General features: G+C 65.3%; 22 protein-coding genes. 11 read left to right on the top strand and 11 right to left on the bottom strand.

Going from position 1 to position 19,535, the window contains the following annotated elements; genetic code table 11:
- The 5 genes from HMP06_RS08805 to HMP06_RS08785 all read right to left on the bottom strand — a co-directional run bounded on the left by HMP06_RS08805 (position 1) and on the right by HMP06_RS08785 (position 4,467).
- Positions 1 to 1,101 (bottom strand): sigma factor-like helix-turn-helix DNA-binding protein, encoded by a 1,101-nt coding sequence (locus HMP06_RS08805; protein ID WP_176496753.1) that lies wholly within the window; start codon positions 1,099 to 1,101, stop codon positions 1 to 3.
- A 177-nt stretch (positions 1,102 to 1,278) separates the two neighbouring features.
- Positions 1,279 to 2,280: a peptidoglycan-binding protein gene (locus HMP06_RS08800; protein WP_176496752.1), complete on the bottom strand. Its 1,002-nt coding sequence runs from the start codon at positions 2,278 to 2,280 to the stop codon at positions 1,279 to 1,281.
- The gene (locus HMP06_RS08795) at positions 2,277 to 2,732 is read right to left on the bottom strand and encodes a hypothetical protein (RefSeq protein WP_176496751.1); all 456 of its coding nucleotides are present in this window, start codon (positions 2,730 to 2,732) and stop codon (positions 2,277 to 2,279) included. Before HMP06_RS08795 ends, HMP06_RS08800 begins: the two co-directional genes overlap by 4 nt.
- The gene (gene fliI / locus HMP06_RS08790) at positions 2,729 to 4,054 is read right to left on the bottom strand and encodes a flagellar protein export ATPase FliI (protein ID WP_176496750.1); all 1,326 of its coding nucleotides are present in this window, start codon (positions 4,052 to 4,054) and stop codon (positions 2,729 to 2,731) included. Before fliI ends, HMP06_RS08795 begins: the two co-directional genes overlap by 4 nt.
- Positions 4,051 to 4,467 (bottom strand): flagellar biosynthesis repressor FlbT, encoded by a 417-nt coding sequence (locus HMP06_RS08785; RefSeq protein WP_176496749.1) that lies wholly within the window; start codon positions 4,465 to 4,467, stop codon positions 4,051 to 4,053. Before HMP06_RS08785 ends, fliI begins: the two co-directional genes overlap by 4 nt.
- A 166-nt stretch (positions 4,468 to 4,633) precedes the next feature.
- Here HMP06_RS08785 and HMP06_RS08780 point away from each other — a divergent pair, with 166 nt between their 5' ends.
- The 4 genes from HMP06_RS08780 to HMP06_RS08765 all read left to right on the top strand — a co-directional run bounded on the left by HMP06_RS08780 (position 4,634) and on the right by HMP06_RS08765 (position 9,726).
- A complete protein-coding gene (locus HMP06_RS08780; RefSeq protein WP_269473420.1) occupies positions 4,634 to 5,935 on the top strand; it encodes a flagellar hook protein FlgE in 1,302 nt (433 codons plus the stop codon).
- A 53-nt stretch (positions 5,936 to 5,988) separates the two neighbouring features.
- Entirely contained in the window at positions 5,989 to 8,088 is a 2,100-nt protein-coding gene (gene flgK, locus HMP06_RS08775; protein WP_176496747.1) for a flagellar hook-associated protein FlgK, read from the top strand.
- An 11-nt stretch (positions 8,089 to 8,099) separates the two neighbouring features.
- On the top strand, positions 8,100 to 9,008 hold the full coding sequence (locus HMP06_RS08770) for a flagellin (protein WP_176496746.1): 909 nt from the start codon (positions 8,100 to 8,102) through the stop codon (positions 9,006 to 9,008).
- A 136-nt stretch (positions 9,009 to 9,144) separates the two neighbouring features.
- A complete protein-coding gene (locus HMP06_RS08765; RefSeq protein WP_176496745.1) occupies positions 9,145 to 9,726 on the top strand; it encodes a hypothetical protein in 582 nt (193 codons plus the stop codon).
- Between the two features lie 54 nt (positions 9,727 to 9,780).
- Here the strand turns inward: HMP06_RS08765 and HMP06_RS08760 are convergent, their stop codons facing one another.
- Both HMP06_RS08760 and HMP06_RS08755 read right to left on the bottom strand, forming a co-directional pair.
- The gene (locus HMP06_RS08760; RefSeq protein WP_176496744.1) at positions 9,781 to 11,607 is read right to left on the bottom strand and encodes a hypothetical protein; all 1,827 of its coding nucleotides are present in this window, start codon (positions 11,605 to 11,607) and stop codon (positions 9,781 to 9,783) included.
- A complete protein-coding gene (locus HMP06_RS08755; protein WP_176496743.1) occupies positions 11,607 to 11,843 on the bottom strand; it encodes a hypothetical protein in 237 nt (78 codons plus the stop codon). The genes HMP06_RS08760 and HMP06_RS08755 overlap by 1 nt, the downstream gene beginning before the upstream one ends.
- Positions 11,844 to 11,953: 110 nt before the next feature.
- Between HMP06_RS08755 and HMP06_RS08750 the strand changes: the two genes are divergently transcribed.
- Positions 11,954 to 12,334, top strand: coding sequence for a hypothetical protein (locus tag HMP06_RS08750; protein WP_176496742.1), 381 nt, complete (start codon positions 11,954 to 11,956; stop codon positions 12,332 to 12,334).
- Positions 12,335 to 12,461: 127 nt separating this feature from the next.
- Here HMP06_RS08750 and HMP06_RS08745 read toward each other — a convergent pair whose 3' ends face one another.
- From HMP06_RS08745 to HMP06_RS08730, 4 genes are read right to left on the bottom strand one after another with little or no spacing between them, the layout of a single operon-like run.
- Positions 12,462 to 13,004 (bottom strand): MotE family protein, encoded by a 543-nt coding sequence (locus tag HMP06_RS08745; RefSeq protein ID WP_176496741.1) that lies wholly within the window; start codon positions 13,002 to 13,004, stop codon positions 12,462 to 12,464.
- A complete protein-coding gene (locus HMP06_RS08740; RefSeq protein WP_232089931.1) occupies positions 13,001 to 13,393 on the bottom strand; it encodes a hypothetical protein in 393 nt (130 codons plus the stop codon). Before HMP06_RS08740 ends, HMP06_RS08745 begins: the two co-directional genes overlap by 4 nt.
- Entirely contained in the window at positions 13,390 to 14,403 is a 1,014-nt protein-coding gene (fliM, locus tag HMP06_RS08735) for a flagellar motor switch protein FliM (protein ID WP_176496740.1), read from the bottom strand. The genes HMP06_RS08740 and fliM overlap by 4 nt, the downstream gene beginning before the upstream one ends.
- Positions 14,400 to 14,927: a flagellar basal body-associated FliL family protein gene (locus HMP06_RS08730; RefSeq protein WP_176496739.1), complete on the bottom strand. Its 528-nt coding sequence runs from the start codon at positions 14,925 to 14,927 to the stop codon at positions 14,400 to 14,402. The genes fliM and HMP06_RS08730 overlap by 4 nt, the downstream gene beginning before the upstream one ends.
- Positions 14,928 to 15,071: 144 nt before the next feature.
- On the opposite strand from HMP06_RS08730, the gene HMP06_RS08725 reads away from it, so the two are divergent.
- The 6 genes from HMP06_RS08725 (at position 15,072) to HMP06_RS08700 (ending at position 19,470) form a co-directional block, all read left to right on the top strand.
- Positions 15,072 to 15,818 carry a flagellar hook-basal body complex protein gene (locus tag HMP06_RS08725; protein ID WP_176496738.1) on the top strand — a complete coding sequence of 249 codons (747 nt, stop codon included), beginning with the start codon at positions 15,072 to 15,074 and terminating at the stop codon, positions 15,816 to 15,818.
- 37 nt (positions 15,819 to 15,855) lie between these two features.
- A complete protein-coding gene (flgG, locus tag HMP06_RS08720) occupies positions 15,856 to 16,638 on the top strand; it encodes a flagellar basal-body rod protein FlgG (RefSeq protein ID WP_176496737.1) in 783 nt (260 codons plus the stop codon).
- Position 16,639: 1 nt separating this feature from the next.
- Positions 16,640 to 17,110 carry a flagellar basal body P-ring formation chaperone FlgA gene (gene flgA, locus HMP06_RS08715; protein ID WP_232089930.1) on the top strand — a complete coding sequence of 157 codons (471 nt, stop codon included), beginning with the start codon at positions 16,640 to 16,642 and terminating at the stop codon, positions 17,108 to 17,110.
- A gap of 20 nt (positions 17,111 to 17,130) precedes the next feature.
- Positions 17,131 to 17,895 carry a flagellar basal body L-ring protein FlgH gene (gene flgH / locus HMP06_RS08710; protein ID WP_176496736.1) on the top strand — a complete coding sequence of 255 codons (765 nt, stop codon included), beginning with the start codon at positions 17,131 to 17,133 and terminating at the stop codon, positions 17,893 to 17,895.
- 181 nt (positions 17,896 to 18,076) lie between these two features.
- Complete coding sequence (locus tag HMP06_RS08705) at positions 18,077 to 18,928, top strand: flagellin (RefSeq protein WP_176496735.1); 852 nt, start codon at positions 18,077 to 18,079, stop codon at positions 18,926 to 18,928.
- A 137-nt stretch (positions 18,929 to 19,065) separates the two neighbouring features.
- A complete protein-coding gene (locus tag HMP06_RS08700; RefSeq protein WP_176496734.1) occupies positions 19,066 to 19,470 on the top strand; it encodes a hypothetical protein in 405 nt (134 codons plus the stop codon).
- Positions 19,471 to 19,535: the final 65 nt, after the last annotated feature.

Below are 19,535 nucleotides of genomic sequence, written 5' to 3'. Positions count from 1 at the left end.
TCAGTGGCGCGCGTTGCTGCCCGGCGCATTCCCGTCGAGCAGGTCGGATGCGACCGTCGGGACGATCGCCGCGACGATCGATTCGAGATCATGGGGCGCGCGCTGCGACGGACGGGCAGTCTGCGCTTCGATCGCGACGACGCGGGCAAGCGTGTTGTGTGGCTGGCCCAGCGCCGGCAGGAGCGCCACGGGGGCGGCATCCAACGGGCGCTTCGCCGCGCGGGCGCGGAGCGGGCGAAGGGGAGTCTTGCGATACTCAGCCATCACCGCGAAGCGCGGATTGGTTGCGGCAAGCTCTGCGATCGTGCGCGATGCGCGCTTGGTGATCTGACGGACGCGTTCCTTGGTGACACCCGTGTTGGCACCCAGTTCGTCCAGCGTCGCGGCATCGAACACGCGGCGCTCGACGATTTCCTTGTCGCGGCCGAGCTTCTGTTCGAGCTTGGCAACTTCGATCGGGCATACGCCGTGCGTGCGCGGGCGGCGGAGCATCGCTGCGGCGTGATCGACCGGCTCGGCGCCGACGATCCGCTTGGGCCGCGGCCGCTTGCGCAGCTGTTCGATCCCGGCGAGGCGCTGATGTTCGATATACTCCTCGACCAGCGAGCGGGTGGCGGCCTGTGCCAAATAGTCGGAGGCACCGGCTTCGGTGCGGGCCAGCGCGCCTTCGTCCTCGATGATGGCTTCGAGCGTTGCTTCGTCGCCTTCGGCTCCCGACACGACGGAATGGAGCGACACGGTCGTCGCATCGACCTTCTTGGCGGAGGGGCGCTGGTCGGTCATCACGCGGAAGCGCAAGCTCTGGAGCTCGCCGCGGATCTGCCAATTGACGAACGTGGTGAACATCGCCTTTTCAGGATCATAGCCCAGGATCGCGCGGTGGACGGCGATCGCGCAGCACTGCTCGGCGTCTTCCCAATGGGCGACCAGGCCGTATTGGCGGATGAAATGACGGATGCGGGGGGCGATCAGTTTGAGGATCGCGGAGAAGGCTTTGTCGACTGCGGCGCGCTGGCGCGCAGGGGAAATGTCATCGCCCTTCGGCATGTTCGCAATGACGGCGGAAACGGCTGCTTCCAGTGCGACGGTGGTCTTCGACATCCTATGTCTCCCCAAACAAACTGTGGGATGGCGGCCCCTTGCCAACCCTTCCCTGTGATGGGTCTATCTGGAGGGGTGTCCTTTAACAGGATAGTTATTGTCCTATAAGAAGTTCTACCTAATCCTTCTGATGTATGCTTTCAAAATACTGATAATAAACGATCTTCTGAGATCTGCTCAGGCTGAAAAGCGCGCGGGGGTGATGTGGCGGTCGATAAATCCCAAAAGCCACGAACGGTGCGCTGCGGCGGCATCGCCGCTCTGGGCGATTCGCTGATTCGCGCTGGCCGTGCCGATCTGCGCGTCGAGCAATACCTTGGCGCGACTGGGGTCCAGCCCGCCTTTGAGAAAGCGGATCGCGTCGCCGGTTCCCAAGTGATGGCCAAGATAGGCGGCCCGCGCGACGGTCACGACATCGTTGCCGATCGTGATCCCGGCACGCTTCAACTGGGCGACGCTGCGCAGTGCATAGTCCGCAGTCGCATTGATCGACGCCGTGGCATCATAGCGTAGCGCGAGCAGCGACGAGCGGGCGGCTGGGAGCACCCGGCCATCATTACCCAGCCAGCCCTGCTTGGTGGCGACATCGTGCAGCCAGGTGCCGGCGCGCTCAGCTTCGCCTTGCCAGGTGCCGCCGAGGAATTGGCCAAGGCCCGCCGCGCTCGACCGCGGGTTGCGCGACGTGGTGTTCCAAACGCCGTCGCAGTTTTTGCCGGCCTCGGCATCGACGATCGCCGTGAGGGCTGCGACCGGGATCCCGGTACGCGCCGCTGCGGCATCGAGCGTGGCGCGGTAGCGGGCGTTCGGGCCGAGACCGGTGACGGCACTTGCGTGCAGCGGCACCATAGCGACGGTTGGCTCGCCCGGGGGCAGCGCAGCCGGGGGCACCGCGCCTGGGGACGGCGCGGTTGAGGTCGGCCCGTTCGGGGTCGGCCGGGCCACGACCGGTTCGGGAACGCTCGCCGTGCTGGAATCGGCCTTTGGCATCAGCAGCGACAGCAACGAATCGAGATTGAATTCGGGGCATTGCGACGATGCTGATGAATTACGCTCGGCGTTGTCGTCGCTGCCCAATGCCGCGCGCCACAGCCGCGCGGACACGTCGCTCTGCGCCTGGGCATAGATCAACGCGGCCTTTTCGGCCGGCGCAAGGCGCGTGAGATCGGTGGCTGCAATCATAGCTCATCGCGATCCGCGGCAGCGCGGGAACGACGAATCACATCCTGCGCCCGGGAAAAACGTGCAGCGGAAAAGTCATCGGCGCGGCTCTGCTCGGCCGTGGCCGCGACGCGGTCGGCCTCGGCGCGAAAGCGTGCCGCCGCGCCCTCGATTGCGCGCAAAGCGCCATAGGCTTCGGCCGCTTGCGCGCGCAGGCCGGTCAGCCGGGCGTTGACGGTCGCGCGCTCGCGCAGCAGCCGCTCCCGCTGTGTGCGCATGCGGGCCATGAAGGCGTGCGCCGAGCTGCCCCAATTGCTTGCGGCGATTTCCACTTCGCGTGCGACCGAGCGATCGACCGTCTCGCGGGTTTCCTCGATCACCATCAAGTGATTGACCTGGACGCTGATCGACACGCGCATCGCATCCATCTCGCGCTGGCGTAGCCGCAGAGCTGCATCGAACGGGGTGTTCATGACGGGTCCTCCATGATCGCGCCAAGCGCCGCGAAGCTGTCGGTCAAATCGCCGCGATCCTGCTTGGTCTGGGTCAGCAGCGTCTCGATTTGTGGGGCGAGCGCGATTGCGCGATCGACCTCGGGATTGGCGCCGGTCTGATAGGCACCGAGCCGGACGATCTCTTCCATGTCGGCATAGGTCGACAGGACCGATCGCGCGGCAAGGCGCAGCGTGTTCTGATCGGGATCGAGCGCCCCTGGCAGCGTGCGCGAGACCGATTTCAGAATGTCGATCGCGGGGTAACGTCCGCGCTCGGCAATGCGGCGCGTGATGACGATATGCCCGTCCAAGATGCCGCGCACCGCATCGGCGACCGGCTCATTGTGATCGTCGCCATCGACCAGCACGGTGAACAGGCCGGTGATCGATCCCTGTCCGGGAAGCCCAGGACCGGCACGTTCGAGCAAGCGCGGCAGCTCGGCGAACACGGTCGGCGTATAGCCCTTGGTCGCGGCGGGCTCACCACTGGCGAGACCGATCTCACGCTGCGCCATGGCGAAGCGGGTGACCGAGTCCATCAGGCACAGCACGTTCAGCCCCTGGTCGCGGAAATGTTCTGCGATCGCGAGCGTGGTCCACGCGGCCTGACGTCGCATCAGCGCGGGTTCGTCGGAGGTGGCGACGACCACGACGCTGCGCGCGAGGCCCTCTGGCCCGAGATCGTCCTCGACGAATTCCTGCACTTCGCGGCCGCGCTCGCCGATCAACCCGATCACCGCGATATCGCAACCGGTCCAGCGCGCGAGCATCGACAGCAGCACCGATTTGCCCACGCCTGAGCCGGCAAACAGGCCGAGCCGCTGGCCCTGGCAGAGCGGCGCGAACAGATCGAGCGCGCGCACCCCGGTAGCGATACGTGCGCCGACGCGCGCACGCTGTGCGGCGGGGGGCGGCGGAGCCTTGATCGGACGTGGATCCGGCCCGACCGGGAGCGTCCCCTTGCCATCGATCGGACGGCCGAGCCCATCGACCATGCGGCCGAGCCACGCGTCGCATGGGCGGACGACGAAACGCCCTGCGATCAAATCGGCACGCGCGCCCGAGGCGATCCCCTGCGGATCGCTGAACGGCAGGCAGTGCGCCACCCCACGGTCGAGCCCGGTGACTTCCGCCGCGACCGCGCCCTCGGCACCGGCGACGGTGATGTGCGATCCGATCTGCGCGGCGCCGGTCAGGCCCTCGACCTCGATCAAAGCACCGCGCACGCCGATCACCCGGCCAAAGCGTTGGTCGGGGGACAAGTCACGCAAACTGCGCGCGGCGGCGGCAAGGGCTTTCATGCGGCGGCTTGGGCGACCTGCGGCGCGGTGCGGCCGATCGCCGCCGCTTCATAGTCGATCAGCGCGCGGCAATCCGCCAGCGCGCGGTAGAAATCGCCGGTCGCGACCTTGCGCGCGAAGCTGGCGCACGCCGCCTTGGCTTCGGGCGCCTCGAGTGCGCCGAGTAGATCATGCAGATAGCGCACGATCTCGTCATGGTGCGCGGTGGCGCCGTGCGGATCGATATAGGCGATCATGCACGCGTAATAGAGCCGCCGCGCGGGGGTGACGGCGTCGTCTGGCGACATCACTTCGCGGCCGCGCAGCAGCGAAACGGAATTCTCGACGCACAGGTCGGTGCGGCCGATCGCACGCAGCACCGCACCGTTGACGATTAGCTTCTCGCCGTCGCGCAGGGAAATTCGCAGGGTCATCGGTAAAATCCTCCTGAATATATGCCATCTTATAGGATGGCCGCCGAAGCGCCGGAGCGATTTCAGGAATTTCGCGCTGAATCACGATTCCGCGCCGAACCCCTCCTACAATTGAGGGAGCCGAGCGCCGCTGATGTCGCGCGGACCTTCTTTCCGGAGATTATCCTTGAGCCTCTACTCAGCCCTATATGCCGGTGTGTCCGGTTTGAGCGCGCAATCGACCGCGATGGCGAGCGTCGCCGACAATATCACCAACATCAACACCGTCGGCTATAAGAACGCCGATACGCAGTTCCGCACTTTGGTGTCCGACGGGCGCGGCGGGCAAGCCTATGCCGCAGGCGGCGTCACTGCAGTAACCCGCTCGCTCGTGTCAAAAGACGGGGTGCTGCAGGCATCGAGCAGCGCGACCGACGTCGGCATTGCCGGGGCCGGCTTCTTCGTGACGCGCAACGGTACCGGCGCTTCCGCCGATATCAGCTACACGCGCGCCGGATCGTTCACCCCGGACAGCCAAGGCTATCTCAAGAATTCGGGTGGCTATTATCTCCAGGGTTGGCCGCTCGATGCGCAGGGCAATTACGTCAACAATGGCGATCTCGGCGCACTGGTGCCGGTTCGCGTTACCCAGTTGACCGGGACCGCTGCGGCGACGAGCAAGCTGCAGATGCGCGCCAACCTCGACGCGACCGCGACCGCCTTCACCGGTGCCTATGTGGCCGGCGATTTGGCGGCGGGCACGACGCCGGCGCAATTCTCGCGCCCGCTCGACATTACCGACGCGCAGGGCGGCAAGCACACCGTGACGCTCGCGTTCCTGAAGACCGGGCCGAATGCCTGGAAGGGTGAAATCTACGCCACCCCCGCGACCGACGTTACCGCAGCCGGCGGTTTGCTCGCCAGCGGGAACATCCTGTTCAACGCCGACGGATCGCTTGATCGCGCCGGTTCCTCGCCCGCGATGTTCGCCGCGCTTACGCCCGGCTGGACCAGCGGTGCGGGTACCGGGCCGATTCAGCTTAGCCTCGGCACCGACGGCGGTCTCGATGGCCTGACGCAGTTCGGCGGCGCATCGGCGGTCATTTCGTCGAGCGTAGACGGCGGCTTGCTCGGCAGCGTCGCGTCCACCCGCATCTCCGATGGCGGCCTGGTCAGCGCCGTGTTCGAAGACGGCACGTCCCGCACGGTGTTCCAGCTGCCGCTCGCCAGCTTCCAGAATCCCGACGGCCTGACCCGCTTGCCGGGTAACGCTTATGGCGTTTCGGACATGTCGGGCAGCGTCGCGATCAATGCGCCGGGTTCGCTTGGTGCCGGTACTATTTCGGCCAACACGCTCGAAGCATCGACGGTCGATCTTGCGCAGGAGTTCACCAACATGATCCGGTTCCAGCGCGCGTATAGCGCGTCGTCCAAGATCATCACGACGGTCGACGAGATGCTCCAGGAAATCGGCAATCTGAAGCGATAATCGCAGGGTAATTGGGCGGGCCGGTCGGCCCGCCCGAGTGAGGAAATATCGGCGTGTCGTTGAACGAGATTCTGGGATCGGCAGTATCGGGGCTTGCGGCGTCGCAGGCGGGCCTGCGCTCGGTTTCGAACAACATCGCCAATGTCAGCACGCCAGGATATGCGCGCGAGAAGGTCGCGCAGACGACCGGTGTTACCGCTGGCCAAGTCAACGGCGTGCGGTTCGGCGAACCGAGCCGGATCGCCGATCGCTTCCTCGAGGCGACCGTTTTCCGGCGCGCGGGTGACATGGGATCGGCGGAGGTTACGTCTTCCTATCTCGGTCGCCTGCAATCGCTGCTGGGGGCACCCGGTGCCGAATATGGCCTGCCGTCGCGGCTCGATGCGATCGATGCCTCGGCCGTGGCGATGACGGGCGTGCAGGCTTCGCCACAGTCGGTCGCGGCGTTCACATCGAACGTCCAGGACGCGATTTCCTCGATGAACCAGCTCGGGTCCGACGTCGCGTCGCTCCGGGCCGACGTGCAATCCGAAGTCGGGGACAGCGTCGACCGGATCAATTCGCTGCTGGTGCGGATCAACGATCTCAACGGCACGGTCTCCCGGCTCGACGGTTCGGGCCACAGTTCGGCCGGTGTGCAGGATCAGCGAATGTCGGCGATCGAAGAATTGAGCGGACTGGTGAAGATCAACGTCCGCGAACAGGGCGATGGCCGGGTCGCGATCGATACCGCGTCGGGCACGCCCTTGCTCGATAACCGGCTGCGGCAATTGTCGTTGCCGCTTTCTGGCGGCGGGGTGACCCAGACGAACTATCCGGTCATCACGCTGCGCTTTGCCGATACCGGCAGCGGCGCTGGTATAGCGACCGGCGACAAGATCGATTCCGCGGCGGTCGGCGGCAAGCTTGGCGGATTGATCGATCTGCGGGATCGCGCGCTGCCCGTCTTCACCGAAAAGCTTGGCGTGCTGTTCACCGGTCTCGCGCAGACGCTGAACGCCGTTTCCAACGCCGGAACCACCGTTCCCGCACCGAACCAGCTGACCGGACGCGCGTCGGCGCTTACGGGTACGGATCGGCTGGGCTTCACCGGTTCGGCGGTGTTCGCGGTGACCAAGGCGAATGGCGAGTTGGTCGCGTCGACTACGGTCGATTTTTCTGCACTCGGCGCCAGCGCAACGGTGGACGACGCCGTGACCGCGATCAACGCCGGCCTCGGCGCGACCGCGACCGCGTCGTTTGCCGGCGGCGCGTTCTCGATCAAGGCAACCACGAGCAGCAACGGCGTCGTCATCGCGCAAAGCCCGACCGCGCCGAGCGAGCGCGCCGGCATCGGCTTTTCGCAATATTTCGGGATGAACGACGTTGTCCGCAGCGCAAGCAGCGCGCTTGTCCCGTCGGGTTTCACCCCGTCGGACGCGCACGGTTTCGCAGTGGGACAGGCGACGAACCTCGTGCTGCGTGACGCCTCGGGCCGCACGCTGACGAGCCATACGATGACCGGCTCGGTCGGGCCGACGTTCGGCGATCTCGTGACCGAGCTCAACGCCAGTCCGATCGGATCGTTCGGCAACTTCGCAATGGACGACAAGGGCCGGATCCAGTTTGCGCCGAATGCCAATCTCGTCGGGGCCGCTTTGTCGGTCGGGTCGGATTCGACCGACCGGCTGGGCACCGGGCAATCCTTTTCGAGCATCGTCCAACTGACCGGTGCGCAAAGCGGCCTGGCGAAGGCTGCGGTCCGCCCGGATATTCTCGCGAGCCCCGGCAAGCTCGGCCTCGCGCGCTTTCAGATCGGTACGGCGATCGGCGCGAAGGCGCTGGGCGCGGGCGACAATCGCGGCGCGACCGCGTTCGTCGATCAGCTCGCCGCCAATGTCGATCTCGGCAAGGATGGCATCACCACCACCGCCGCGCGCACCGCGGATCTGCTCGGCAATGCCGGGACCGCGGCGTCGCAGGCGGCATCGACGCTGGCCGATGCGACGGCGCGGCGCGACGACGCGGCCAACCGCCGGGACAGCTTTTCAGGCGTCAACATCGATGAGGAGCTGGCGAACATGGTCGTGCTCCAGAACAGCTATTCGGCATCGGCGCGCCTCATCACCACGGCGAGCGAGATGTACGACACGCTGCTCGCGATGATCAGATAAGGACACCGCACATGACCCGCGTCGCCACCATTCCGCTCCAACGCAGCATGTCCGCTGCGATCCAGCAATCGCAGCAAAAGCTCGCCACCACCCAAGCGCAATTGGCGACCTCCAAAAAGGCACCGGACTATGCTTCGCTTGGGACCGAGGCGGTGCGCAACCTATCGACTCACTCGCTGCTGGCGAAGCAGGAGGCTTATGTCGCCGCGGCCGATCGCGTCGCCACCACGCTGTCGTTCAACGACGCCAATATCGGCGCGATCGATACCAGCGCGATGTCGCTGAAGCAGGATCTGCTGACGGCGATCGGCACGGGCAAGGGTGTCGGGCTGAACGATGCGATCAAGGCGGCGTTCAACCAGTTCCGCGCCGCGCTTAATGCCGCCGAAGGTGGGTCGTCGTTGTTCGGCGGGTCGCAGACCGAAGGGACGCCGTTCCTGCCGGGCACGCTGGCGGATACGATCGCGACCCCCGCATCGGCCGCCTTCGTCAATGATAGCATCAAGGCGTCGGTGCGCCTGTCCGACGGTGTCGACGTGGAATATGGCGTCACGGCAAGCGACATCGGTTCGGGCCTCTATACCGCGTTCCAGACGCTCGCCGGGGCCAGCCCGATCGGCGATCCGCCGACCGCGGCCCAGCTTACCGTGCTCACCCAGGCAGCGGGCGAGATCGACACCGGCCTGAAAAGTCTTCGCGCCGTCAATGCCGACAATGGCCGCAGGCAGGCCCAGGCGGAAACGCTCGGCATCCGCGCAGAGGATCGTGCGACACTGATGCGGGGCATTATCTCGGGCAATGAGGATGCCGATCTCGGCCAGGTCGCGATCGATCTGGCGCAGCAGAAGACGATCCTGCAGGCCAGCTATTCGGTCTTCTCGCAGCTCTCGGGGCTGAGTTTGGTCAGCTATCTGCGGTGATGCGCTTGGGGGGCGTGGGCGATCGGCTGAAACTACAGCCAGTTGCGGTCGTTGAGGCGTTCGGTAGAATGCGCAGATGAAAAGGCATCGATGGCGCAATCTAGGGCCACTAAGCCTTGTCGGCTTAGCCCTGGTCGTGAATGTTGCCGTAGCACTGCGTCCGAACCCTGTGATTGATCTAGGTTCTATTGATCTCACACCCGGAGTGACGACGCGGGCCACCTTTCGGGCCGGCTATGCCGAGCGTTATGCGATTGGCGTCAGGATGGACCAAAGGGTAGCTGCGCAACTTTATCCTTGCTACGTATCAGCCGAAGTAATGTCCAAGCCTGAATGCAAAGACCCGGCGTTGCGCTGGCCGGTGGCGTTATCGCTAAAAATATCGGCGGACGGACGTGATCTATCCGGTGAGATCGAACCAGGCGCGGCGTTAGCTGGCGGCGAATATGAGGGAGCAAGTACTTTTACTTGGGTTGCGGCATATATTCGCCCTGATCTCCGAAAGAATTACCATTTGGATGTGCGCTCGATAGGACGTGCTTCATCGCTTGGCCTCGCGCAACCGCACCTCGTCGTGTCCGCGGCGGGGGCTCCGGGCGTTTTGGAAAGCAACGCTATTGAGCAGGCCGCAGCAGGGCTGTTTGGTGCCCTTTTGGTATTGGGGGCAGCTATATGGGCGGCCTTGGGTTTACGCAGTCGTCAACGATCAGCTATCTAAACGGCACTCGCGATGTCCGCTTGCTGCCAATCCCTACCGTCCAACGCCCGCGCATCACCCAGTCGGCCCAGCCACCACCGGCGCCGCATCGACCAGATCGGCGATGTCGCCCGCCGGGCTGGCCGAGGGGATCGCGGCCATTGCGGCGCTGACGGTGGCAGGATCGATCGCGCCGATCGCGGCGGTCAGCGTTTCGAACGTCGCTGCGGTCGGCAGCTTTCCGAATGCCGCGCGGTAGCGCGCGTTGAGGCGGGCCAGTGCATCCTCGCGCCCCAGCATCGCCAGCGCGATCGCGTAGCGCAGCACCTTGGCCTGCATCACATCGGTCATCTTTTCGCCGCCGGTCAGCGTCGGTTCGGTGACGGCCGCGAGCGCCTTCCAGTCACGGCGCTTCCAATAGAGCTCGCCGCGAATGGCGAGGCCGTCGGGCACCTCCTGCAGCACCGCCATCGCTTCATTGGTGCGGCCGAGCTGATCGAGCGCAACCGCTTCGACGCGGTGCCGGTCCCACAGCATCGCATCGGGATAGGCGTTCTCCTCGGTCGCGCGGATCGCCGCGAGCGCACGGTCGGGCTCTCCGGCGAGGATGAAGAGCGACGCGACCCGTGTCGATAGCGGCCCTTGCGCAATATCCTTCGTGCGCATGATCAATTGATGTTCGAGCAATTCGGCGGCGCGCGCATACAGGCCGGCGGCTTGCAGCCGATCGGCGAAGTGCGACACCAGCAGATCGCCGGCCGCCGCCGCGGGCGCGAGATCGCGATAATCCCAATACAGCCCGGCGATCTGGTCGAGCGGCATCGGATTTTCGGGCGCGAGCGCGGTGGCGATCGTATCCTGGAGTTCGGCGACGAGGGTCGGCCGCGCGCTGCCGCCGTTGAAATAGCGGAACAGCGTTGCGCCGGCCTCCAGCGTGCCGCGTAAATCGCGCCGGTGGCGGGCGAGCCGATACGACAGCATCAGCGCGCGCTCCTCGATAGCGCCGCCGCGCCAGACGTAGCGGATGTGGCGCAGCTGTTTTATCGCATCGGCCGGGGTCGCGCCGCGTGCCACTGCCGCCTCCAGCACGCTCAAGTCGACATCGAGTCGTTCGGCTCGGTCGCCCGTGGAGGCCGCGCGCGCGAGCAGTAAATTGCCTTCCGCGACATGGCCGAGCGCAATCTGGGCGCGGGCGCGCAGCAGCTCCGCCGAAACATTGCCCGCGGGCAAGGTGCGCAACAGCATGACGACCAGCGCGGGCTTGCCCAGCCGTTCGGCACCACGTGCGATGGCGAGGAGAAAGCGCGCGCGCACCGCCGGGGACCGTGCGTTGAGCGCCGGGATGGCGCATTGCACCTGGCCGAGCGCCTGCGCCGGCTGATCCGCCTCGGCCAGTGCCAGCATCCGCCATGCGCAGGCCTCCGGATTGTTGGTCAGCGCCTCGACCGACAGCGCCACCACCGCCTCGGGCGAGCGGTGGAGCAGCGTCAGCGCCGCGCCGAGCGCGAGCTGGTACGAGGGCACCAGCACGATGTCGGGCTCGTCCTGCCGCATCACCGCAATCGCGCCGATCGCTTCGGCGGCATGGCCAAGCCCGATCTGGCTGCGCGCATAGACCCAGCGCGCGGCCTGGCGATTGTTCGGATTCGACCGCATCAGGCCGCGCCATGCCGTGTCCCGGCTGACGATCGCCCAGCCGTCCGGCCGCGTGATCGTCGGCAAGGTGGAAAATTGCGGCGCGAACGGCGTCACCTTCGGGGCATCATTGACCGGCGTGACGGCGATATCGGTCGCCGCGCCGTTTTCGGTGTCGGCCGGGTTTGCCGGCGGGGTGGCCACCGGCGCGGGGGTGGGGGCCGCCGCCGACGCGGCAAGCAGTGCAAGCGCAAAGATCGGCCGCATCAGCCGGTGCCGAGCAGCGGCATTAGCGTGACGACCGCGGCACCGGTGATGCAGGCGATCAGGAACAGCGCCGACCACGCCATGGTGCGCGATTTTGCGACGGGCAGGTCGGCGACAGCCGGCGCGGTCGAATCGACGATGGCGGTGCCCGGGATGTCGCCGACCCGGCGCGTCGGGACGGCCTCTGCGGACGAATCGATTAGCTTGACGCGGCCCGGCCTTTGATCGCGGCTCATGAAATGTCCTTCTGGGGCGTGTATCCTCTATTATAGGTGAGTGGATGCGGCGGGCGTGTCCGCCGCGCGGAGTTCGACCGATCGCCCATCTGTTTTCGAAGGCCGCGGCCATGATCGCGCTCGCCACGGTGGCGGGCGCGGCGGATGGTGCCGCGCCGGAACACGCCGCATCAGAACATGCCGCCCCGGAGTTTCTGACGATGGACCAGATCGTCGTGCCGATCGTCGGGTCGGACCGGATCGAGGGGGCGCTGAAAGTCAAACTCGTGCTCGCGGCCAAGGACACCGCCAGCCTCGAACGGCTGACCGCGCGGCTACCCGAACTGCGTGCGGTGTCGGTGGCCGGTGCGATCGAATTCTCGCGCCTGTTCGCATCGCCGCAAACGCCGGTCGATGCGCTTCGGCTCAGCGCCGATCTGACCGCTGCCTTGCGCGCCGCCGACCCCGGCATCGCCCGCGTCCTGATCGTCGAGGTTTGCGCAGAGGGGTGAGGCCGCAAACCCCCGCCGGACGGCGGGGGCTTGCCCTTAGAGACCATTTGTAAAGTCGCGGAAAAGCGAATTTCAAGAGCGGGCCGGTGCCGCGAAAGGCGCCATGGCGCATTTTCCAAAAACGCCCTTACGGCTGGCGTCGTGCCGGGGCCGACACGGCTATCTCCCGCGCCTTGCTCGCTTCCTTATGCGCCAGCGACATGCTGAGATCGGCGGCACCCTTGGGCGTCATCGCCGCCAGGATCATTGCCGTGGAGCGGTCGCGCATCCTTCCTGCGACCTTCATCTGCACGTCCATGTCGAGCTGTTCGAACACGAGCGCGGCCTTGGCGGGTTTCATCGCCTGATAAATTCGCGCGAGGTTGTCATATTGCGCCTCCTGCGCGGTGGGTCCGGTCGCCGAACTGGCGCTCGCGGCCGCCTCCTGGCGCGCGCGCAGCTCGCTCTTGATCCGTTCCTCGGTCGCGCGGGCGGCCTGCTCGCGCAGGGCAAGGGCACGGTTTCGGCGCTTTGCCGATTGATCGCGCGCGGCAATATCTTCCTTGATCGCAGTGCCGAGCCGGGTGGCCGGCGCATCGGCTGCCGGTGCCGCCACGCCGACGGCATGCGCGACGCCCGAAATCGCCGCAGCGGCGGCCGTCAGCATCAGTAGCGATGGCTTGCGGATCATGCCGCGGCCTCGGCGACGGCGCGCGCACGGGGCCGCGCTTTTGCCTTTGGCGCCGCGGCCTTGGCAGACGTCGCGCTGCTTTTCTCGACCGCCTCGACGATTCGTTCGGCGACGGCGTCGGCGATGCCCGCCATCACGGTTAATTCCTCCCGCATCGCGGTGCCGGTGGCGATGACGCGCGCATTCGCGGCGCAATCGATGCGGAGCGTTTCGCGCAAGTCATCGAGGACTTCGCGGGCTTCGGCGGTCGCGGTGTCGAGCGCCTTGACCATCGTGCCGAAATCGTCGCCCTTCACCGCGCGCAGCGCACGGATCAATCGCACACTTTGCACCAGGACCGCGATGCAGAACAGCATCGTCACGATGTTGGTTAGGGTGGCAAAGCTCATCGCTCGATCTCCTTGAACATGTCGGCCACCATGCGGACCGCGATATTGTTGCAGCGTTGCCCGATCTGGGCGCGGCCCAGCGGTATGCCGCCCGACTGAATTTCGAGCGGATCGTCGGGCGCGGTGTGCAGCGCGATCGTCTGGCCGACTGCGAAGCTGCGGATCTCTTCGAGCCGCAGCGTCCGCTCGCCCAGCACGACATCGATCGAGACGTCGGTCTTGAGCAGCTCGGCGGCCATATGCGCCTCCCAGATATTCCCGCGCCCGATCTTTTGGCCCATAAAGCGTTGGAGCAGTTGGTCGCGCACCGGCTCGATCGTCGCATAGGGCAGCAAGACGCTGAACTTGCCGCCGCGCCCCTCCATATCGACGCGGAAGGTGGCGACGGCGGCGATATTGGTCGGCCCGGCGATCGCGGCAAAGCGCGGGCTGGTCTCGACGCGCTCGAGCAGCATCGAGATCGGCGCGATCGGCTCGAACGCAGCCGACAGATCGGTAAGCGCCAGCTCGAGCATCTGCGACACCAGGCTCGTCTCGATCGTGGTGAAGGCGCGCCCCTCGATCCGCATCGGTCCGGCGCCGCGCCGTCCACCCAGCAACGCATCCACAACCGCGTAGATCAAGCTCGATTCGACGGTAATGACGCCGTAATTATCCCATTCGGGCACGTTGAACACGCCGATCATCGCCGGCATTGCGAGGCGCCCCATGAAATCGCCGAAGCGAATCGACGTGAGTTCCTCCAGGCTGACATCGATCGCGTCCGAGGTCAGGTTGCGCATGCTGCTGGCAAAGCTGCGCACCATATGCTCGCACACCACTTCCAGCATCGGCAGCCGCTCGTGGCTGATGATCTTGGACTCGATGACCGCCTTGAGCCCGCTCTTCTTGGCGACCGGTTCGTTGCCGCCGAACATCGCATCGATACTGGCCTGGTCGAAGTCTTCGCCGTCGCCAAGCGTCATGCTCGGCGCAGCGATCTCGAAATCCATGAAGTCGTCGTCACTCATTGCTGAATAAGATCCTGGATCAGAATATCCTTGATTTCGCCTTTTCCGAGCGCGTCGTTGGCGCGGACCAGCATTTCTTCCTTGATCCGGAACACCGCGGCGGACCCGGCAAGATCCTCGGGCCGCAACTCCCGCAGGAACGGCTGAAACGCATCGACGACCGCCGGGAGTTTGGCTTTGATCTCCTCAACCTTGCCGGCCGATTCAGGGACGAGCGTGAAACGAATTTTCAGGAACCGTGCCGTCCCATCCGCGCCGCGCAGGTTCACCACGATCGCCGGCGCCTCGATATAGGTGGCACCAGCTTCACCATGCCCGCCTTCGGCGGGGGCGGCTGCATGCTCGCCTTTCTCCTCGCCTTTGGGGAAGAACATCACCGCTGCCACGCCGCCGATGACCAGCAGCAGGACGACAGCACCGATGATGATCTTAAGCTTCTTGCTGAAGCGCGGCGGCTTGGTCGCGACGACGGTCTCGCCCTCGGCGCTTTCGGCGATTTCGCTCTCGCTTTGGGGGTCGGACACGGGATCGCCTTTCGTTGGGCGGCGACTTTGCGAGAAACTGCCCGCCGCCGCGCCATTCGTTCAATTCCCCTCTAATATAGGATAAGCGTGCGGCAATTTCTGCCTAGTGCGCTCCGACCGACGATTTATCTGGAGCGAACGGAAATGGATGTCTCCTCCTATGTTCTGTTGAGCCACGAACAGGCGCTGCGACGCCGGCTCGACGTGACCGCCAACAATATGGCCAACAGCAGCACCGTCGGCTTCAAGCGCGAACAGCCGGTGTTTCACGAATATGTCGAGCAAAGCGGTGACGCGAGCGTACCCACGGCGGCGACCACCTCCTATGTGCTTGATTACGGCGCGATCCACGACAGCTCGATGGGTGCGTTCCAGTCGACCGGAAACCCGCTCGACGTGATGATCGACGGCCCGGGCTATTTTGGTGTCGAGGCACCGGGCGGTGGCGATGCCGCTTATACGCGCGCGGGCTTCGTCAAAGTGCTGGGATCTGGCGATCTTGCGACGGCGGGCGGGCAGCGGCTGCTGGGGGATAATGGCAAGCCGATCAACGTGCCGCCGGAACAGCAGGTCAATTTGACGATCGCCAGCGACGGATCGGTGATGAGCGGAGCGAATGTGCTCGGACGTCTCGCAGTGACGGTTTTCCCCGACGAAGCGACGGTCGCGCCGCGTGGCGACGGACTGATGGCGGGTAGCGCGGGACGCATTCTCAGCGCAGCCGAAACCAAGCTGACCGCCGGCGGGGTCGAGGGATCGAACGTGCAGCCGATCGTCGAGACGACGGCGATGGTCGACATCCTGCGGTCCTATCAATCGAGCCAGCGCCTGTCGCAGTCGATGGACGACCTGCGCAAGAACGCGATCGATCGACTCGGCCGCTTCACCTGATCCTGCTCTTCCGTTTTACTTTTCCGAAAGGATTTCCATGCGTTCGCTCTCTATCGCTTCCACCGGCATGCTGGCCCAGCAGACCAATGTCGACGTCATCTCGAACAACATCGCCAATATGAGCACGACTGCCTTCAAGCGGCAGCGCGCCGAGTTCCAGGACTTGCTGTATCAGCAGGTCGCACGCGCCGGTGCCGCATCGGGCAGCGATTCCAAACTGCCGACCGGCATTCAGATCGGCGCGGGCGTGAAGACCGGCGGCGTCTATCGCATTGTCGAGCAGGGGTCTTTGGCGCAGACCGACAACCCCTATGATCTGGCGATCCAGGGTAAGGGCTATTTTCAGATCACCATGCCCAGCGGCGAGACCGGCTATACCCGCGACGGATCGTTCCAGCTGTCCGACCAGGGCGAATTGGTGACGGCGGACGGCTATATCGTGCAGCCCGGTATCACGATTCCGCAGGGTGCGGTGGCAGTGACCGTATCCAAGACCGGCGAAGTGCAGGTCACGCTCGCCGGCACGCCGGCGCCGCAGACGATCGGACAGCTACAGCTTGCCACCTTCGTCAACGAAGCTGGGCTCGAGGCGCTGGGCGGCAACAATTTCCTCGAAACCGCGGCCTCGGGCCAGGCGACGATCGCGGCCCCGGGGGAGCCGGGATTCGGGATGCTAACGCAAGGCTTCGTCGAGCAATCGAACGTCAATCCGGTGAGCGAGATCACCGCGCTGATCACCGCGCAGCGTGCCTATGAAATGAACAGCCGGGTGGTGAAGACCGCCGATGAAATGCTGGCCACCACCAGCCAGTTGCGCTGAGATGCAGCTGTCCCACGCCCTCGTGCTGAGCGCGTTGTTCATGCTCTGCGCAGCGCAACTTCATGCGCAAGGGCCAGAAGCGCCCGCGCCGCAGGTGAGTGTGCCGGTACTCGATCACGCGATCGCCAAGGGCGATCTGTTGTCCTCCGGCGACTTTACGACGCAAGATGTGGCCGAGACCGCCGCGCGGGGCTTGCCGCGCGCGAGGGACATCATCGGCATGGAGGCGGCGCGCGCGTTGCCGGCCGGGGCGATGGTGCGCAGCAGCGATGTCATCCGCCCGCAATTGGTGCGTCGTGGCGAACCCGTCACGATCGCGCTGCGCGACGGCGGTCTTTCGATCACGGCGCAGGGCAAGGCCTTGAGCGGCGGCGCAGCCGGGGATTTCGTCCGCGTGGTCAGTCTCGCCACCAACCATACGCTCGATGGCGTCGTGGAGGGCACGGGCGCGGTCCGCGTTTCGGCCCAGTGAAGCATTTCGGGAAACCTGCCATGAAGAAGATTGTATCGCTGATCGCGCTGGCGGGCGCGCTTTCGGGTTGTGGCGCCGTCGGGCATCTGAAGGCGATCGGCAAAGCCCCGAAAATGACCCCAATGGAGCAAGGCCCAAGCCCCTCGATCGAGGCGTCGCTCGGCTTGCAAGGCGCGACCAACCGCGCTGGCGGGCCAACGGTGGCAGCGGTCGCGCCGTCCCCGCCCAGCGCATCGCTGTTCCGAACCGGGGCAGGCGCGTTCTTCCGTGATCAGCGCGCTGGCCGCGTCGGCGACATCCTGACCGTGCGCATCAACATTGCCGACAAGGCCGCAGTCGACAACAGCACGACGCGGACCCGTGCGGGAACCGAGAAGTCCGGGATCGCAGCGCTGTTTGGCCTGCAGACGCCGCTCGCCAAGCTGCTGCCCGGCGCTGTCGATCCGGCCAAGCTGGTTGATACCAGTTCGACCTCGCAATCGAACGGCGCCGGCAACACCTCACGCAGCGAGACGATCAACATGACGATCGCCGCCACCGTGGTCGGCGTAATGCCAAACGGCAATCTGCTGATCCGCGGCAAGCAGGAAGTGCGCGTTAACTTCGAGCTACGAGAGCTCGTCGTTTCGGGCATGGTCCGGCCCGAGGACATCAACCGCGACAATTCGATCCTCCATTCGCAAATTGCCGAGGCACGGATCAGCTACGGCGGGCGCGGTCAGCTGACCGACGCGCAGCAGGCGCGTTGGGGCCAGCAGATCTACGACGCGCTGTTCCCGTTCTGACGGTGTCCGGGGCGTCGGCCGGTAACGTCCCGCTAACCTTAAATAAACTCCGCGGGCCGTTTTGGTTATCCCATATTTCTTCCCACAATAAAGGGCGAGCCGGAAGCGTTTCCGGGCCGCCGTGGGTCAGCGTTTCTGGCCCAAGCTGCAGAAGCGGCTTTTTATCCAAGAAGGAATGATCATGGCTCTTTCGGTCAACACCAACACCGGCGCAATGGCAGCTCTCCAGAGCTTGACCAGCACGACCAAGGCACTCAGCACGACTTCCAGCCGGATCACCACCGGCATGAACGTGGCATCGACCAAGGACAACTCGGCAGCCTATACGACTGCCCAGAGCCTCCGCAGCGATCTGGGCGGCCTGCAGTCGGTCTCCTCGTCTTTGTCGCGCGCCAAGAGCGTGACGGACGTGGCTATCGCCGGTGCGGAGCAGATCTCCGACGTCGTCAACCAGATGAAGGCGAAAGCCTATCAGGCGGCCGACACGGGGATCGACCAGGCGTCGCGTGACGGCATCAACAAGGACTTCACCGCCCTTCGCGATCAGATCACGACGATCGTCAATGCGTCTGATTTCAACGGGACCAACCTGTTGAAGGCAAGCGGCGGGGCGGTTTCGGCCCTCCAGTCGCTGCAGGACGGTACCTCGGGCGGCACCTGGCAGCCGGATTCGCTGTCGGTCGCCAACCAGGGCCTCGACCTGGGCGGTTCGGTCATCACGGTTGCCGCAAGCGGCAACATCAGCAGCGCTGCTGCTGCCACGACGATGATCGACACGCTGACCACGACCCAGACCAACCTCGCCACGTCGCTCAGCAACCTGGGTTCGGCTTCGCGTCAGATCGACGCGCAATCGACCTTCACCAGCAAGCTGTCGGATGTGATCGAGTCGGGCATCGGCAGCCTTGTCGATGCCGATCTGGCGAAGGAATCGGCAAAGCTTCAGGCCCTTCAGGTCAAGCAGCAGCTTGGCGTGCAGGCTCTGTCGATCGCCAATCAGGCGCCGCAGACGATCACGTCGCTGTTCCGTTAAGGGGCGGAGATACCCCGGGTTCGCCCGGGGGATCGCAGGAGGGCCGGGATGGTTTGCCATCCCGGCCCTTTCCTCTTCAGGTGGCAGCGCTGGATCGGATCCGGCTGCAATCCCCGTCATAACTGAAGGAATCCGCGGTGTTTCCCAGAATTCGCGAGATCACGGACGCCTTTGGTGCGCGTCTGCGGGTCAGCGTAGAGGCACATCCGACCGGAGCGCTGGTCGTCTTCGACCGCCCCGATCGCAAGAATTACAGCACGGCCGTACTCGACCATTACGGCGTCGAGGTCTTTTGCGGCTACATCATGGCCGCGCGGCTCGCGCTCCCGAACGATCTCGCCGATGAGTTCGTCGATGGCCCGTTCGCCGCCAGTTTTGGCCTGGAACGCGGCGACCACGTCGCGTTGGTGATGAAACAGACCGGTGCGCGCCACGATTTCGCGATACCTGCGCCCTTTTGGGACCGGCTCTATGCCGAGCTCTGCGTCGTGATCGCCCATTCGCGCGAACTCGGCCGCCGGGCGACGAAGCGGCTGCAATAGCGCGGCAGGGCATCATCCGTCTTGGTTAGGGACATTCCCTCAATATCGTCGGGCGTGCGACAAGA

The organism is Sphingomonas sp. HMP6 (assembly GCF_013374095.1).
GTDB lineage: Bacteria > Pseudomonadota > Alphaproteobacteria > Sphingomonadales > Sphingomonadaceae > Sphingomonas.
The sequence above is the reverse complement of the archived record's forward strand: the minus strand, read 5'-3'. Positions and strand labels throughout refer to the sequence as shown.